15 protein-coding genes are annotated in these 14,818 nt (G+C 62.9%); 8 read left to right on the forward strand and 7 right to left on the reverse strand.

The features are described 5' to 3' along the window. Nucleotides 1–49 precede the first annotated feature (49 nt). On the reverse strand, nucleotides 50–589 hold the full coding sequence (gene ectA, locus HG718_RS04760; RefSeq protein WP_160588851.1) for a diaminobutyrate acetyltransferase: 540 nt from the start codon (nucleotides 587–589) through the stop codon (nucleotides 50–52). Between the two features lie 396 nt (nucleotides 590–985). Here ectA and HG718_RS04765 point away from each other — a divergent pair, with 396 nt between their 5' ends. Further along, entirely contained in the window at nucleotides 986–2,143 is a 1,158-nt protein-coding gene (locus HG718_RS04765) for a DUF2336 domain-containing protein (protein ID WP_027840674.1), read from the forward strand. Between the two features lie 28 nt (nucleotides 2,144–2,171). On the opposite strand, the gene HG718_RS04770 is transcribed toward HG718_RS04765, so the two are convergent. Both HG718_RS04770 and HG718_RS04775 read right to left on the reverse strand, forming a co-directional pair. Further along, nucleotides 2,172–3,365 carry an acyl-CoA dehydrogenase family protein gene (locus tag HG718_RS04770; RefSeq protein ID WP_160588850.1) on the reverse strand — a complete coding sequence of 398 codons (1,194 nt, stop codon included), beginning with the start codon at nucleotides 3,363–3,365 and terminating at the stop codon, nucleotides 2,172–2,174. Between the two features lie 86 nt (nucleotides 3,366–3,451). Then, nucleotides 3,452–4,546, reverse strand: a complete 1,095-nt coding sequence (locus HG718_RS04775; RefSeq protein ID WP_160588849.1) for an EAL domain-containing protein — start codon at nucleotides 4,544–4,546, stop codon at nucleotides 3,452–3,454. A 163-nt stretch (nucleotides 4,547–4,709) separates the two neighbouring features. On the opposite strand from HG718_RS04775, the gene HG718_RS04780 reads away from it, so the two are divergent. Then, the gene (locus HG718_RS04780; RefSeq protein WP_160588848.1) at nucleotides 4,710–5,510 is read left to right on the forward strand and encodes an NUDIX hydrolase; all 801 of its coding nucleotides are present in this window, start codon (nucleotides 4,710–4,712) and stop codon (nucleotides 5,508–5,510) included. Between the two features lie 25 nt (nucleotides 5,511–5,535). Here HG718_RS04780 and HG718_RS04785 read toward each other — a convergent pair whose 3' ends face one another. From HG718_RS04785 to HG718_RS04800, 4 genes are all read right to left on the reverse strand, one after another. After that, complete coding sequence (locus tag HG718_RS04785; RefSeq protein ID WP_027840678.1) at nucleotides 5,536–6,054, reverse strand: hypothetical protein; 519 nt, start codon at nucleotides 6,052–6,054, stop codon at nucleotides 5,536–5,538. A 15-nt stretch (nucleotides 6,055–6,069) separates the two neighbouring features. After that, nucleotides 6,070–6,600 (reverse strand): response regulator, encoded by a 531-nt coding sequence (locus HG718_RS04790; protein ID WP_027840679.1) that lies wholly within the window; start codon nucleotides 6,598–6,600, stop codon nucleotides 6,070–6,072. A gap of 161 nt (nucleotides 6,601–6,761) precedes the next feature. Continuing rightward, entirely contained in the window at nucleotides 6,762–7,892 is a 1,131-nt protein-coding gene (locus HG718_RS04795) for an AbrB family transcriptional regulator (RefSeq protein WP_160588847.1), read from the reverse strand. After that, nucleotides 7,892–8,659, reverse strand: coding sequence for an NAD kinase (locus tag HG718_RS04800; RefSeq protein WP_027840681.1), 768 nt, complete (start codon nucleotides 8,657–8,659; stop codon nucleotides 7,892–7,894). Before HG718_RS04800 ends, HG718_RS04795 begins: the two co-directional genes overlap by 1 nt. Before the next feature lie 195 nt (nucleotides 8,660–8,854). On the opposite strand from HG718_RS04800, the gene cutA reads away from it, so the two are divergent. The 6 genes from cutA (at nucleotide 8,855) to HG718_RS04830 (ending at nucleotide 14,815) form a co-directional block, all read left to right on the forward strand. After that, nucleotides 8,855–9,205 carry a divalent-cation tolerance protein CutA gene (cutA, locus tag HG718_RS04805; RefSeq protein WP_160588846.1) on the forward strand — a complete coding sequence of 117 codons (351 nt, stop codon included), beginning with the start codon at nucleotides 8,855–8,857 and terminating at the stop codon, nucleotides 9,203–9,205. A 107-nt stretch (nucleotides 9,206–9,312) separates the two neighbouring features. Further along, nucleotides 9,313–10,812, forward strand: a complete 1,500-nt coding sequence (gene glpK, locus HG718_RS04810) for a glycerol kinase GlpK (RefSeq protein WP_160588845.1) — start codon at nucleotides 9,313–9,315, stop codon at nucleotides 10,810–10,812. 87 nt (nucleotides 10,813–10,899) lie between these two features. Beyond that, nucleotides 10,900–12,303, forward strand: a complete 1,404-nt coding sequence (locus HG718_RS04815) for an FAD-binding oxidoreductase (protein ID WP_160588844.1) — start codon at nucleotides 10,900–10,902, stop codon at nucleotides 12,301–12,303. Between the two features lie 12 nt (nucleotides 12,304–12,315). Then, the gene (locus HG718_RS04820) at nucleotides 12,316–13,101 is read left to right on the forward strand and encodes a class II aldolase/adducin family protein (RefSeq protein ID WP_160588843.1); all 786 of its coding nucleotides are present in this window, start codon (nucleotides 12,316–12,318) and stop codon (nucleotides 13,099–13,101) included. Nucleotides 13,102–13,204: 103 nt separating this feature from the next. Next, a complete protein-coding gene (locus tag HG718_RS04825) occupies nucleotides 13,205–13,855 on the forward strand; it encodes a TetR/AcrR family transcriptional regulator (protein WP_160588842.1) in 651 nt (216 codons plus the stop codon). A 48-nt stretch (nucleotides 13,856–13,903) separates the two neighbouring features. After that, the gene (locus HG718_RS04830; protein ID WP_192928145.1) at nucleotides 13,904–14,815 is read left to right on the forward strand and encodes an SDR family NAD(P)-dependent oxidoreductase; all 912 of its coding nucleotides are present in this window, start codon (nucleotides 13,904–13,906) and stop codon (nucleotides 14,813–14,815) included. Nucleotides 14,816–14,818 lie beyond the last annotated feature (3 nt).

Here is a 14,818-nt window from a genome sequence, read left to right on the forward strand (position 1 = left end):
GTTGTGTCGTGATTGGGTGAACGGGCGCGTGCCCGGATAAGTCAGGCGATCAGGTTTTGTTCCCTGCGCGCCCTGGAGGTACCGGCCCGATGGAGAACAGCCGCTCGCCCTGGCTGTCTTCTTCGGGGAACAGGGAACCCGCATAGCCTTCGCTCACTTCGCAGGGCACGCCGTGCTTTTCGGCGAAGCGGGTGAAGAGGCGGGTTGATGCCTCGTTGCCGGGGGCAACGGTTGCCTCCAGCATTGTCAGCCCGAGCGGACGGGCCGCCGCTGTGACCGCGTCCAGCATTTTGTCGGCCAGGCCCTGGCGGCGGGCATGCTCCGCCACCGTGATCTGCCAGACAAAGACGGCGTTGCGGTCAGGACGGGGGACGCCGAGGACATAGCCGGACAGCCGGCCTTCCTCGTCATGGGCAACCAGGAAAGTGTCGCGCCAGAAATCCGCCGCCATCACATAGAGATAGGGAGAGTTAGTGTCGATCACGGGATCGGATGCCACCAGCCGCCATACATCTTGCGCCTCTTCAGGTGCGCAGGGGCGGATGGTGTGGATCGTTTGGGTCGTCTGGACGGCAGTAGCCGAAGACACGGAAGAACCTCAATATTGGTTTCCGGAATTGTGTGAAACTCGGCAGCTAAGCGGCCAAGCGGTGGTGGAGATATCAGCTTGCTGACTGAAATCAACCCGCATGCGAATTGGTTTCGTGTATTCAAAGAAAAAAAATAAATAAAAAAACCTGCTGTGCATGACGGTTTGACTTTTTTATTTGCGGTCATTGTCCTCAGGCGATTTGTCTGCCCAGCATATCCCGGCATCTTCGCCCGTATTTGTCTCACCTTGATCTCATTTCCATTCTTAATGCGGTTAGCGCCAATTGACGCGAATTGTGCGTATGCTCAATGAACCGTTAACCGCAACGGCGCATGCTGGTTCCTGCAGAAAAAGCGGATGGCCGCGAATCGGTCTCCGGAAGGAGGAAACGCCATGGCGCCGCAGCTCACACAGTCTGACATCACCGAACTTCTCACGGCCCCCACGCCGGACAAGCGGGCTCAAATCGCGCGCAAGGTCGGGCGGCAGATCGACGCCGGCGGGCTGAGCGGCCAGGAGCGCCTGCTCGCCAATGACATCCTGCGGCTCATGGTCCGTGATGCCGCTGAGATGGTGCGCACGGCGGTCGCTGAATCGCTCTGTGCCGCCAGCGAGGTTCCGGCGGATGTGGTCAACAGCATCATCAGTGACATCGACAGTGTCGCTGTGCCGTTCATCGAACGGTCGCCGCTGATCACCGATGAGGCGCTGCTTGAAATCATCGAGGCCGGCGCGCCGGCCAAGGTGCTTGCCATTGCAAGCCGGGGCAGCGTGTCCGAGGAGGTGTCTGACGCGATTGCCCGTGACGGGGAGCGCGATGCGGTGGTGCGTCTTCTCGGCAATGAGGGGGCAACCCTCTCGACGTCCGCCTTCAGCGAAGTGCTGACGCGGTGGCACGATGATGTCGGCATCGCCGACCGCATGGCCATGCGCAAGGCGCTGCCGCTCACGGTCGTCGAGCGCCTGGTATCCGTTGTGTCAGACGAGATGAAGAACCGTCTCGTTGCGCGGGGCGGGGTGGGCAATGACATTGCCGAGCGCCTCGCCTTCGAAGCGCGGGAAAGCGTCACCATCAAGCTGTTTGACGGGCTCGACAGCATCGAGGATTTCGCCCTGCTGATGAGCCATCTGCAGGGGGCGGGGCGCTTGTCCGGCACGTTGATCGTGCGTGCGGCCTGTCTCGGCGAAATGAAATTCGTGGAGCATGCGCTCGCACAGCTTGCCCGGATCAGCCCGGAGCGCGCCTGGACGCTGGTCCATGATGCGGGCCGGCTTGGCCTGCGAGCTCTGTTCCAGCAGGCGCGTCTCAGCCAGGATCTCTATCTGCCCCTGCGCATTGCCGTCGATGTCTATCACGAGATGGTGCGGTCGGAAGAAGTGCTCGACCGTGAGCATTTCCGCCGCCAGATCATCGAGCGCATTCTGACCCAGCCCGACGGGCTCAAGAATGATGATCTGGATTTCCTGCTCTACCAGATTGCCCGGCAGGAGCAGATCATCGCCCAGCGTGAGGGGGAAGCGGCTGACGCGGTCCGCGCCGCATCAGCCTGATTGCCACCCGCCTGCTGTGTGACAGGGCTTACTGCGCAGCCATGATGGCCTTGCCGATCGTGAGGATCTGAATCTCGGTGGTGCCGCCGCCGAGTTCCAGCAGCTTCGCGTCGCGTGCCAGCCGTTCCACAACATACTCCGCCATGTAGCCATTGCCCGCGAGGATGTGGATCGCCTCCATGGCCACCCGCGTGCCCGCTTCAGCCACATAGAGCTTGCCTGCGCAGGCATCGAGAATGTCCATCTCCTCGTTCGAATAGACGATGCGCCGGGAGTTCGACAGATCCACATACATCCGCGCCAGGCGCTGCTGCACGAGCTGGTAATTGCCGATCGGCTGGCCTCCCTGCTCGCGGGTCTTGGCGTAGTCAACGGCAATGTCGTAGCAGCGCTCGGCGATGGCATAGGACATGACGGCGATGCCGATGCGTTCGGAGGCGAGTGACTTGCGCACATGGTCGCGGTCTTTCTGACCGCCACCCAGGAGATTTTCGGCCGGCACCCGGACGTCATCGAGATAGACCATGCCCGTGGGCGACGACTTCATGCCCATCTTGTCGAAGGGCTTGGAGGTGTCCACGCCCTTGTAGTCGCGCTCGACGATGAAGGCCTGGATCAAACCGTCTTCCTGGTTGCGGGCGTAGACAAGGAAGTAGTCCGCATAAGGCGCATTGGTGATGAAGGTCTTGCTGCCGTTGAGGATATAGTCGTCCCCATCGCGGCGGGCGGTGGTCTTCATGGAACCGAAGGCGTCCGAGCCGGCACCCGGTTCGGTCAGGCACCATGAGCCCACCTTGTCGCCGCGCAGCACATCCGGCACGTATTTCTTCACCTGGTCAGGCGTGCCCTTGCTGCGGACATTGGAGCCGAAGAGGCCGATGCTCGCACCCCAGGAAAGACCAAAGCCGGGATTGACGCGCGCGACTTCGATCTGGATCTGGGTGCGGGCAAAGCGCATCAGCGCAGCCGCGTCGGGATCATTCTTGCGGTCGCCGTTGCCTTCGGATTTCACCCCGCCTGTCTGTTCCAGCTTGTCCGCGTCAGCGGCGAGGCCCAGATCGGCCGTCATCTTCTTCATGAAGGGGTAGGGGTTGCCGCCATTCTCGAAGTCGCCTGTCTGCGGGTCGAGTTCCGCCATCATGTATTTGCGGAAATGGTCGCGCAGGGCCACCTGCTCGGGCGTGAAGGTAACGGGTGTGTATTGGGTGGCGGGCAGGTCCATCGGCGTCCTCGCTGGGTCATCTCGGCATTTTGCCGTGTCACGTTCTGCGGGGAAGATGGCGCTTATGCGCGGTGCACTGCAAGCCGCTAGAGGTTCAGTGACCGGGCGAGGCTGCGCTGCAGGCGGGACATGAAGCTGCGGGGTTCGGCATCCTCGGCGTCTGGCCTTCCGGGTACGGCGTTGTCAGGCTTGGGAATGCTCAGGCGGTAGATCCGTGTTGCCGTCTCTTCATTCCCCTGCGTCATCAGTTCAACGCTGGCCTTGCCGCGCACGACCTGCACCTTGGCGCGCGGGGCGGAAGGCTGTGCTGCAAGGCTCTCCGGGGGCGGCGTCGCCGGGCTCTTTTTCTTTGGGCGTTCCTGCGTCGAATTGACCAGTCCCGCCATGGTGGTCTCGGCATCGAAATGCGCGAGGTCCTGGGGCATGAGGGGCTGCGAAATAGCGTTGCCCTGCACCTGGGCGAATCCGAGCCGCTGGAGCGTTCCCAGGCTCTCGGCGGTCTCGGCACCGACGGCCGTTGTCGTCATGCCATGGTTGCGGGCAAAGGCGATGCGCTTGTTGAGGAGACCGAGGCCGGTACCCTCCAGCCGGCTGGCAAACTGGATAATGGCCTGTCCGCCGATCTTCAGCTCACGGAAGGCTGCCACGTCGAAAGGCGGGTCGCCTGCGGCAAAGTCCAGGTGCGGTTCCGGCGCGCACTCAATGGCAAGACCGACACCGATCTGCCGCAAGGCATGGATGGTGTCCCGTGCCCTGTCCGGCGCGGTAGCGAGGCCGCGTTCCGGCAGGTCAATCACCAGGCGGGAAGGATCGAGATCGGCAGACGTGAGCGCAAGGCGGATGGAGACGGGCAGGGAGCCGTCCGCCAATTCGTCCGGGGCCACATTGACCGACACGGTGAAGCCGTCATCGCCTTGCGGAAATCCGTTTAGCAGGCTGATGGCTTCTGCCAGCACAAAGCGCGTGAGTTCCTGGTTACGCCCCTGTTGGGCAAGGACGGGGAGGAACAGGGCCGGGGGGATGACGCCGAATTCAGGGTGCTGCCAGCGCGCGAAGCCCTCGACGCCCACCATGCGTGATGTGGTGAGGTCGATTTTGGGCTGGAAGACGAGGCGGAACTGCCGCGTGGCAAAGGCCTCGTCGATCTCGGTATTGGTGAGACGGAAGGAATTGCGATACATGACGTGTCGAAGCCCTTTGCACCGGAATGCTCCGGCCCGCGTCGTCACGCGCGCCCGGACGCCGGATTACGCTACAAAACAAAAGTTAACGGGCGCTCACGGGGAATGACGGGATATGGCTCTATTCCGGCGGTCCGCGTGGCCGTATCCGGGGAGCCATGACATGACCGATGACGCCAGGACGACTGACAAGCCCCTCATCCCCGCAGCAACAATCCTGATGCTGCGTGATGGCCCGTCAGGGCTTGAGGTCTTCATGGTGGTCCGCCATCACCAGATCGATTTTGCGTCAGGCGCGCTCGTGTTCCCCGGTGGCAAGCTCGCCATCGGTGACACCGCGCCCGAAGTGCGCGGCCTGTGTGACGGCGCGAATGATCTGGACGACACGCTTCTGGCCCTGCGCGTGGCCGCGGTGCGTGAGGCTTTCGAAGAATCCGGCGTGTTGCTCGCCCGCGATGAAAGCGGCGGGCTGATCGACGGTGAGCGTCTGTCGGCGCTTGAGGGTGACCGGCCGAAGCTCGACAAGGGCGAGCTGGCCATCGGCGATTTCCTGACGCGGGAGAAGCTGCGTATCGCCTGTGATCTGTTGCAGCCCTATTCGCACTGGATCACGCCCAAGATGATGCCCAAGCGCTTCGATACCCATTTCTACCTGGCGGTGGCGCCGGCTGATCATGTCGCCATGCATGATGGGTCGGAAGGGGTGGATTCCGTATGGATCAATCCGTCGGATGCGCTGGAGGAGGCCAAGGCCGGCAAGCGCACCATCATCTTCCCCACGCGGATGAACCTGGAGATGCTTGCGCAGAGCAAGACGGTCGCCGACGCCATGGAGGCTGCGCTTACGCGCCCGATCGTAACCGTCGAGCCGCAGGTGGAAGACAGGGACGGGGAAATGATGCTGACCATCCCCGCCGAAGCAGGCTACAGCCTGACCGCGATCAGCATGAAGGACATGAACTAGCTGCGCGGAGCGGCGCTGCCGTGTGTCAGGCGCTCTTGGCCATTTTGTTGGCAGCGGTAATGCAGGCCGATGACAGCGCTGCCAGTTCGGCGGCCAGGGCATCAGCCACGCTGGCGTCGTAGGATGGCTCGCGGGTAGCGCGTATGGCGTCCACATGCGCCTCCACGAGGCCGGCCTGGCCGAGCGCGCACTTGCTGGGATCGGTCACCAGGGCCACGAGGCTGGTTGCGAACTTGTCAGCCGCCTTATTGTTGGTCAGGCCCGCAAGGCCTTTCACGTCCATAGCCGCGCCGGCCAGGGCGTGCAGGGCTTTCTCGTCGTTCGGCTTCTGCGCGAAGACCTGGCGGCATTTCTGGAGACGGTTGATCTCCTGATCCACCCACTCTTCGGTTTCCGGTGCCAGGATCTTGAGAGCCCGCTCGGCGGCGGCCAACGGATCATCAACAGCCGGGCGGTCAGCCTTGAGCTTTGCACGCAGGGTGTTGGGCGGCGTGATGTACTCGATCGGCTCCTGGCGGGCCTGTTTCTTGGGTTGCTTTGCCATGTGCCTTGATGCCGGTCAGGCAGCTCCCTCTACATCATCAATCTCGATCGTGCCGCCATCATCCTCGCGGCGCTTTGGGCCGCGGTAGAACGAGCTGTCCTTGCGCCGCCGGTCCGGTCCGAAGAACGTCTTGGTCCGGACAAACGGGCGCGGCTTGGCAATCACCAGCTGCAGCCGGTCCATCAATCCCTTGGGGGTGATGGGCTTGGCCAGGTATTCCGTTACGCCGGATTCACGGGCCTCCAGGATGCAGTTCATGGTGCTGTGGCCGGTCAGCATGATGATCGGAATGTACGGGTTCGGCAGGCTGTCGCTTGAGCGGATGGCCTTGGTCAGCTCGATGCCGTCCATCGGGTCCATCATCCAGTCCATGATGATGACGTCGATATTGCTGCCGCGCAGCTGGGACAATGCCTTGGGGCCGTCAGAGGCCTCGTGAATATGTTTGCAGCCGAAGGCGACGAGTATGGCGCGCACGAGACGGCGGATGTGGGTGCTGTCATCCACAATCAAAACCGACAGGCGTGAAAAGTCGTAAGTTTCCATGGCAATCGCCACCCGGGCACCGCTAAGAATTTTCTCTGCTAGGCCCGCAGTATTGCCGCCCGTCCATAAAGTGCCGTTAAATCAAAAACTTAAATTCGTATCTAAATTTGATTTTGGCTCGCAATTGCTGTGTTTTTCGCTCAATTGCGCGGGTTTTTGGGTCAGTCTTTCTGACCATTTTTCAGTCTGAAGACCAGCGGCGCGCCGATAACGACCATCGCGATGCGCATCACATGCATGGCTGAGACGAATGCCGTGTCGATGCCCAGGATCAGGGCAATAAGGGCCATTTCGGCCAGGCCGCCGGGGGCGAAGGATAGTGCCAGCACGTCGGCAGGCCTGCCGAGAATGTCGGCGAGGCCATAGGCTGTCAATGCGGCGGCGACCACCATCAAAAGCCCGGAAACCAGGCCTGCGGAGATAATCCGGCGGGCATCGCGCAAGGTCAGCCCGGCGAACCGGCAGCCAATGGATGCTCCGACAACCACCTGGGCGGCGGCGACGATTTCTGCAGGCGGCTTGGCGCTGGACCAGCCCGCCAGATGCACCGCTGCACTCAGGACCATGGGGCCGATGAGGGCCCCGGCCGGCACCCGGCTGACCTTGCCGATCGGGACGCCCAGCAAAGCGCAGGCGGCCAGAATGGCCCCTTCGCCCGGGTCGAGATTGATCAGCGAGCCAACATCGCGCGGCAAGGCGGGGATTTCGAGCCCTTCAATGACGCGGAAGTACACAGGGATCGTTGCCACGACCACGAGGATGCGCGTCGCATGGATCAGGCTGATGGTCCGGATATCCGCGCCCAGCTCATGGCCCATGATGGCCATTTCGGACAGCCCGCCTGGCGTCGCCGAGAAATAGGCGGTGGTCGTGTCGTAGCCGGCCCCACAGTGGAACACACAAAAGCCGATAGCCGTAACCAGTGCCACGAACACGCCGAGGGCCAGCACATCCGGCCACCAGCCGGGGATCTGCGCCAGCAGGTCCGGAGTGAAAGCGCTGCCGAGCATGACGCCAAGCACGGCGATCATCGTGGTTCGCAGCCAGGCATAGACGCCGAGCGTTGCCAGCCCCGCCATGGCAGTGCCGGTCGTCACGAACATCGCCCCGAGCATCCACGCCAGCGGTGCGCCGGCGATCGCGAACAGGGCACCGCCCGCAGTCGCGATTGTCAGGGTCAGGGCGACAGTCTTGTGGGCAGGCGGTGTCGAGCCGGGCAGGGCAAGCCCGCCGGCCGCCACGGCGGCCATGCTGTCGGCGGCTGGTTTCGTCTCGGGCGTGGAACCGCTCATCAGGGCAGGAACTGCTCGGTGATGATGCGCTCGTCGAGATTGCGGTCCTTGTCGAACAGCATGTGCAGGCTGATATTGGCCGCTTCTTCGATATGGGCGCAGCGCACGGAGCGGAACTCCTGGTGGTCGGCCACTGCGCTCACCGGCCGCTTGCCGGGCTCAAGCACATCAATGCGGACGCAGGCGTCATGGCGCAGCAAGGCGCCGCGCCAGCGGCGGGGGCGGAAGGCGCTGATGGGGGTGAGCGCCAGCAATTGTGCACCCAGCGGCAGGATCGGTCCGTGGGCGGAGAGATTATAGGCGGTGGACCCGGCCGGTGTCGCCACCAGCAGTCCGTCGCAGACCAGTTCCTCCATCCGCGTCTTGCCGTCGATCGAGATGCGCAGCTTGGCGGCCTGGTAGGTCTCGCGCAGCATGGACACCTCGTTGATGGCCAGCGCCTCATGGAGGTTGCCGTCCTCATCCTCGGTGCGCATGCGCAGGGGATGAATGGTCGTCTGTTCCGCTGCTTCAATGCGCGCGGGCAGATCCTCTTCCGAATAGTCGTTCATCAGGAAGCCGACGGACCCGCGGTTCATCCCGAAAATGGGCCGGTCGGTGCCAAGCTGCCCGTGCAGGGTCTGCAGCATCAGCCCATCGCCACCCAGCGCCACCACGGCGTCGGCATCAGCCGGATCCACATTGCCGTAGCGGTGGGTCAGGCGTGTGAAAGCGTCCTGCGCTTCCTCATGCGGGCTGGCGACGAATGCGATTTTTGTGGATGCCATTATTCTGCTGATCTGGGTGGCCCTCAGGTGTCGGCGGACACTATATCAGGCGGAACGGGACGGAAACGGATGAAATGCCCTGATTAGCCAAAGGTGCAGGCAGGTGATCATGGGTGAACAGCCGGCCCGCATCCCGGGGGGCAAATGGGGCATTGCCCACCGGATACAAGGCAGGGATGACCCGGAGAGCGACGAATGACCGATGACGTGGCTGAAGAGAGCATCGTTTTTATCTACACCACTACACCGTCCGTGGAGGTGGCGCGGCAGCTTGCCAAAGCCATTGTGGCGGCGCGGCTTGCGGCATGCGCCAACATGCTGCCGGGGATGGAAGCGATCTATGAATGGGACGGCGCCCTCCAGCAAGAGGCTGAGGTCGCGGTGCTGTTCAAGACGCGGGCTGCATGTGTCGCCGCCGCAATGGACATGATTGCGGCGAACCATCCATATGACACACCGGCGATCACAGCCTTCACCGCAACGGATGCCGCGCCAGATTTCGCGGCCTGGATCATGGCGCAGACCACCCGGCAATCATCCAGTTGACGGCAGTCGAGCGCGTGCTGCCTTCATGTTGAAGCTGCGCACGGTGTGTGTACTGTGGCGCTCAAAGGGCTCGGGCAGAGCAAGCATTTCAGCGGAGGCGGCAACGCATGGCGGCGACGCATATTCTTTCCATCGATCAGGGCACCACATCGTCGCGTGCCATCCTGTTCGATGACGCAGGCGTACCTGTCGCCAGTGCCCAGAAGGACCTCACCCAGCATTTCCCCAATGACGGATGGGTCGAGCATGACCCGATGGAGATCTGGCAGGACACGCTCTCGGTTTGCCGCGAGGTGATTGAAGGGCAGGGCATCGATTGCATTGCCGCCATCGGCATCACCAACCAGCGTGAGACCACCGTGGTGTGGGATCGCAAGACCGGGGAGCCTCTCCACCGTGCCATCGTCTGGCAGGACCGGCGGACGGCGGAAGACTGCGCACGACTGAAGCGTGAAGGGCATGAGGCCCTGTTCCAGTCCCGCACGGGCCTTCTTCTCGATCCCTATTTCTCCGGCACCAAGGTCGCGTGGATTCTCGACAATGTGGAAGGCGCGCGGTCGCGGGCCGAGAAGGGAGAATTGTGCTTCGGCACCATCGACAGCTGGCTGGTCTACAAGCTGACAGGGGGGGAGGTGCACGCCACTGATGTCACCAACGCCTCGCGTACGCTGCTTTTCAACATCGAGACCCAGGACTGGGATGAAGATTTGCTGGAGCTCCTCCGTGTCCCGCGGGAGATGCTGCCGCGGGTGCTGGACCCGTCGGCCATGTTTGGCACCACGGCACCGGACGTGTTCGGCGCGCCGCTGCCCGTGGCGGGCATTCTGGGTGACCAGCAGGCGGCAACTGTCGGCCAGGCCTGTTTCGCACCTGGTCTGATGAAATCCACCTACGGCACCGGCTGCTTCGCGCTGGTGAACACGGGCGCGACCAAGGTGGACAGCACCAACAAGCTGCTCGGCACCATCGCCTACCGCTTCGGCGGGGAGCCGGCCTATGCCCTTGAAGGTTCCATCTTCATGGCCGGGGCCATCGTCCAGTGGCTGCGCGACAAGATGGGGCTCATTGCAACGTCGTCCGAAAGCGAGGCGGTGGCGCGGGAGGCGGACCCCAAGTCCAACGTGTTCCTGGTGCCGGCCTTCACCGGGCTCGGCGCGCCCTACTGGGATCCGCATGCGCGCGGTACCATCATCGGCATGACACGGAACACCGGCCGGGCTGAAATCGTGCGTGCCGCGCTTGAGGCGGTTGCGTTCCAGACACGCGACCTGATGCTGGCGATGGCGGAAGACATGAAGAATGCCGGGCTCACCGCGCCGACCGAATTGCGCGTGGACGGCGGCATGGTGGCCAATGACTGGTTCTGCCAGGTCCTGGCCGACACGTTGGGCCGCCCGATTGCCCGGCCCGCGGTGACTGAAACCACGTCGCTCGGGGCGGCCTTTGCGGCCGGGCTCACCGTCGGCCTGTTCAAATCCACGGATGACGTGGAAGGCATCTGGAAGCTCGACCGCTGCTTTGACCCCGCGCAGGACAAGGACTGGCGGGACAGCCGTTATGCGGGCTGGCAATCCGCCGTGGCGCGCGCCCGCGTGGAGCAGAGCTGAGGTAGGGCGCTGCTCCTAATTGCGCTATAGTGACGTCAAACAATCCCGCCATCCTGGTCGGACAGGCGGGAGATGGGAGGGTGTCGCATGAGCGCGTTGATCGACCAGCTCAAGGAGCTGCTGGGCCCCAATGGCTATCTCGAAGGGGCGGATGCGGAAGCCAAGGCGTCGTCGGGGTGGAGCCATCTTGGCACCCCGCCCATGGTGCTGCGCCCTGCCTCAACCGAGGAAGTGGCGGAGGTCATGCGCCTGTGCCATGCGGCAGGTCAGCCGATCGTCGCCTGGGGCGGGCTCACTGGTCTTGTCGAAAGCGCGAATGTGGAACATGGCGAGCTTGCCCTGTCCCTTGAGCGGATAAATGCCATTGAGGAAATCGACGAGATCGCAGGCACGGCGACGCTGCAGAGCGGGGCCGTGTTGCAGGCGGTGCAGGAAGAGATCGAAACCCATGGCCTGATCCTGCCGCTTGATCTGGGGGCGCGGGGGTCCGCCACCATTGGCGGCAATATCTCCACCAATGCCGGCGGCAACCGCGTCATCCGCTACGGGATGATGCGCGACATGGTGCTCGGCCTCGAAGTCGTGCTGGCAGACGGCACCGTGCTGTCGTCCCTGGGCAAGATGATCAAGAACAATGCGGGCTATGATCTGAAGCAGCTGTTCATCGGCTCGGAGGGTACGCTCGGCATCGTCACCCGCGCCGTGGTGCGTCTGCGCCGCAAGCCCGACAGTCAGGATACGGCCTTTGTGGCGGTGGAGAATTTCGACAAGCTTCCGAAGCTGCTGGACCTTATGGACCGCCGCCTTGCGGGGACGCTGTCGGCCTTTGAGTGCCTGTGGCAGGACTTCTACAAATTGCTGACAACTGAGCCCGCGCCCCATACGCCGCCGCTCTCCCAGGACTATCCTTATTATGTTCTGATCGAGGCCATGGGGGCTGATCAGGACAAGGACACGGCGCGGTTCGAAGCCGCGCTCGAAGATGCCTTCGAGGCCGGGCTCATCAGTGACGCGGTGCTGGCCAAGAGCCAGGCGGAGCGCGACCGCATGTGGGCCATCCGCGACGATGTGGGGCAGGTGGCGCAGAACTGGCCGATCTTCACCTTTGACGTCAGCCTCCCGGTCAAAGACATGGAAGCCTATGTGGCCGAGATGAAGGCCCGCCTCACGGACCGCTATCCGGACCACACGGCGATGATTTTTGGCCATCTCGGCGACGGCAATCTGCATGTGGTGGCCGGTGTCGGCGATGACAGCCTTGAAGCCCGGCGCAGCGTCGAGGCGTGCGTCTACGAGCCCCTGCGTTCGCGTGGCGGGTCGGTCTCTGCCGAACACGGTGTGGGGCTTGAGAAATTGCCCTATCTGGGCTTTACACGCTCACCGGAAGAAATCGCTACCATGCGGGCGATCAAGCAGGCGCTCGACCCCAAGGGCGTTCTGAACCCGGGCAAGATTTTTGAAACTCAGCCGCTCAAATCTGCGGCTGAATGATTGGAGGGATCCATGGCTGTACAGTTTGACGTGCCGGACGCGCACAATGTCGAGTCCGTGAAGGACAGGGTGTCGCCTGAGGAGTGGCAGGCCCGCGTGGACCTTGCTGCGCTCTACCGCATCGTGGCCGATTACGGCTGGGATGACCTGCTCTTCACTCATCTATCCGTCCGCGTTCCCGGTCCGGAGCATCACTTTCTGTTGAACCCCTTCGGCATGATGTTCGAAGAGGTCACAGCCTCGTCCCTGGTCAAGGTGGACAAGGACGGCAACAAGGTGATGGACAGCCCCTATGACATCAACCCGGCCGGCTTCACTATCCATTCAGCCGTTCACATGGCGCGCGAGGATGCCAAGTGCGTCATGCATCTGCATACGGATGATGGCGTGGCCGTGTCCTCCATGGCTGACGGCCTGATGCCCATCACCCAGCACGCCATGCAGTGCGGCGAGATCGCCTATCATGAATATGAAGGCGTGGCGCTGGACCATGACGAGCGCGAACGCATTGTTCAGGATCTGGGCGACAAGCAGTTCATGCTGCTGCGAAATCACGGCACCCTGACGGTCGGTCCGGACGTGCCAGCTGCCTTCCTTGCCATGTATTACCTGGAGCGGGCCTGCACCATGCAGGTGCGCGCGCTGTCCGGGGGTGTAAAGGTCAATACGCCGCCGCAGGGCACGCCTGACAAGGCACATCATCAGAGCGAAGTGCTGTTCGACGGCTCCGCCAGCCCGCTCGTCTGGCCGCCGATCCTGCGCAAGCTGGACCGTAAGGACCCGAGCTATCGGACCTGATCTGCTTGATCCATCCCAACGACGTGAACCGGCCGCTGCTTTCAGAGTAGCGGCCGGTTTTCTTTTGAATTGACAAACTGTCAGACAAGGTGAGACTTGCCCCATGAGCGATTTGACCACAACCGACACCCCGGCTGCCGACGCGACCGTGTCGCCCGAGCCGCGGGCACGGCGGGGCCAGGCGCGCGGCGACACGCGGGCGAGGCTGCTGGCAGCGGCGGAAGCGTTGTTCGTGGAAAAGGGCTTCCACGCCACGCGGCCGCAGGACATTTCCCGCGCCGCCGGGGTGGGGCACGGCACCTTCTACCTTCACTTCAAGGACAAGCAGGATTGCTTCCTCGCCTTTGCCGAGAAAGCCGCTGAAACGCTTGAAGCGTTCGTTGAGGAAGGTGTGTCCGAGAATGCGCCGCCCTATGAGTCGATCCGCGGCACGATGGAGCGCACCTATCAGTTCGCCGAAGCCAATCCCGGCCTAATGGCCGCCGCGTTGACGGATATCAGCGTCATTGATGGCGGCGAGGGTGGTGCGGTGCTCATGCAGCGCTGGGGTGAGCAGTGGGCGGAGCGTCTGGCGGGGTGGCAGGCAGAAGGGCGTTTGCGGCCTGGTGTCGACACTGCGTTCATCGGGTTTGCCATTCCCGGCATGATGCGCCAGGCGGGCCTCCGCGCGGTGCGTGATGACACGGAGCCCGGCGCCGCCGTGGATGCGCTGATGGAATTTCTGTCGGTTGGCCTCGGCCTCACCGACGACTGAACGGCCACAAAGGCCGACACCAAAGACTGAAGTAAGGGAGTACGGCCAATGCCGATCACGGATTTTGCGGGCAAGACAGCGTTCATCACCGGCGGTGCCAGTGGCATCGGGCTCGCCATGGCCAAGAGCTTCGCAGCGCGCGGCGCCAATGTCATGCTGGCCGACATCGAGGAAGCCCCTCTCAAGGCCGCGATCGAGCTTCTCTCAAAGACAAATGCCCAGGTGGATGGCGTGGTGCTGGACGTATCCGACCGCAACGCCATGCAGGCGGCCGCGAAAAAGACCATCGACCGTTTCGGCAAGGTGCACATTGTCTGCAACAATGCAGGCATTGGTGCCGGCGGGCCGATGGATGAAATCTCGCCGCAGGATTGGGAATGGTCCATCGACGTTAATCTGAAGGGCGTTGTCTGGGGCATTGAGGCCTTCGTACCGCTGATCAAGGAGCATGGCGAAGGCGGTCATGTGGTCAATACGGCGTCCATGGCCGGCGTGGTGCCGGTGCCGGGCTTCGGGCCCTATACCGCAACCAAATATGCGGTGGTCGGCATGTCCGAGGATCTTTCAATGGAGCTTGATCCGTTCGGCATCGGTGTATCAGTCCTGTGCCCGGGGTTTGTCGCCACGCAGATCGCCAATTCGCGCCGCACACGCTCCACAGACAAATATGGCGACGACGCCGTTGAGGATGACACCATCACCGCTGCCAACACGGCGGTCGCGGCCGGTATTCCTGCGGAAGTCGTAGGCGAGCGTGTCGTGGAATGCATCCTCGAAAACCGGCTTTATGCCTTCACTCATCCTGAGTTCAAGGACCCGGCCCAGGCACGGTTTGACCGCATGGCGGCGGATTTCGAGGCAGCCGCCACTAGCGCGTCGATTACCGGGGTGGATGCGGGTGTAAAGGAGCGCCAGCTCGCCGCATCTGATGCGCTGGTCGAGGGTATGCAGCAGCAGTGACAG

The organism is Pyruvatibacter mobilis (genome assembly GCF_012848855.1).
GTDB lineage: Bacteria > Pseudomonadota > Alphaproteobacteria > CGMCC-115125 > CGMCC-115125 > Pyruvatibacter > Pyruvatibacter mobilis.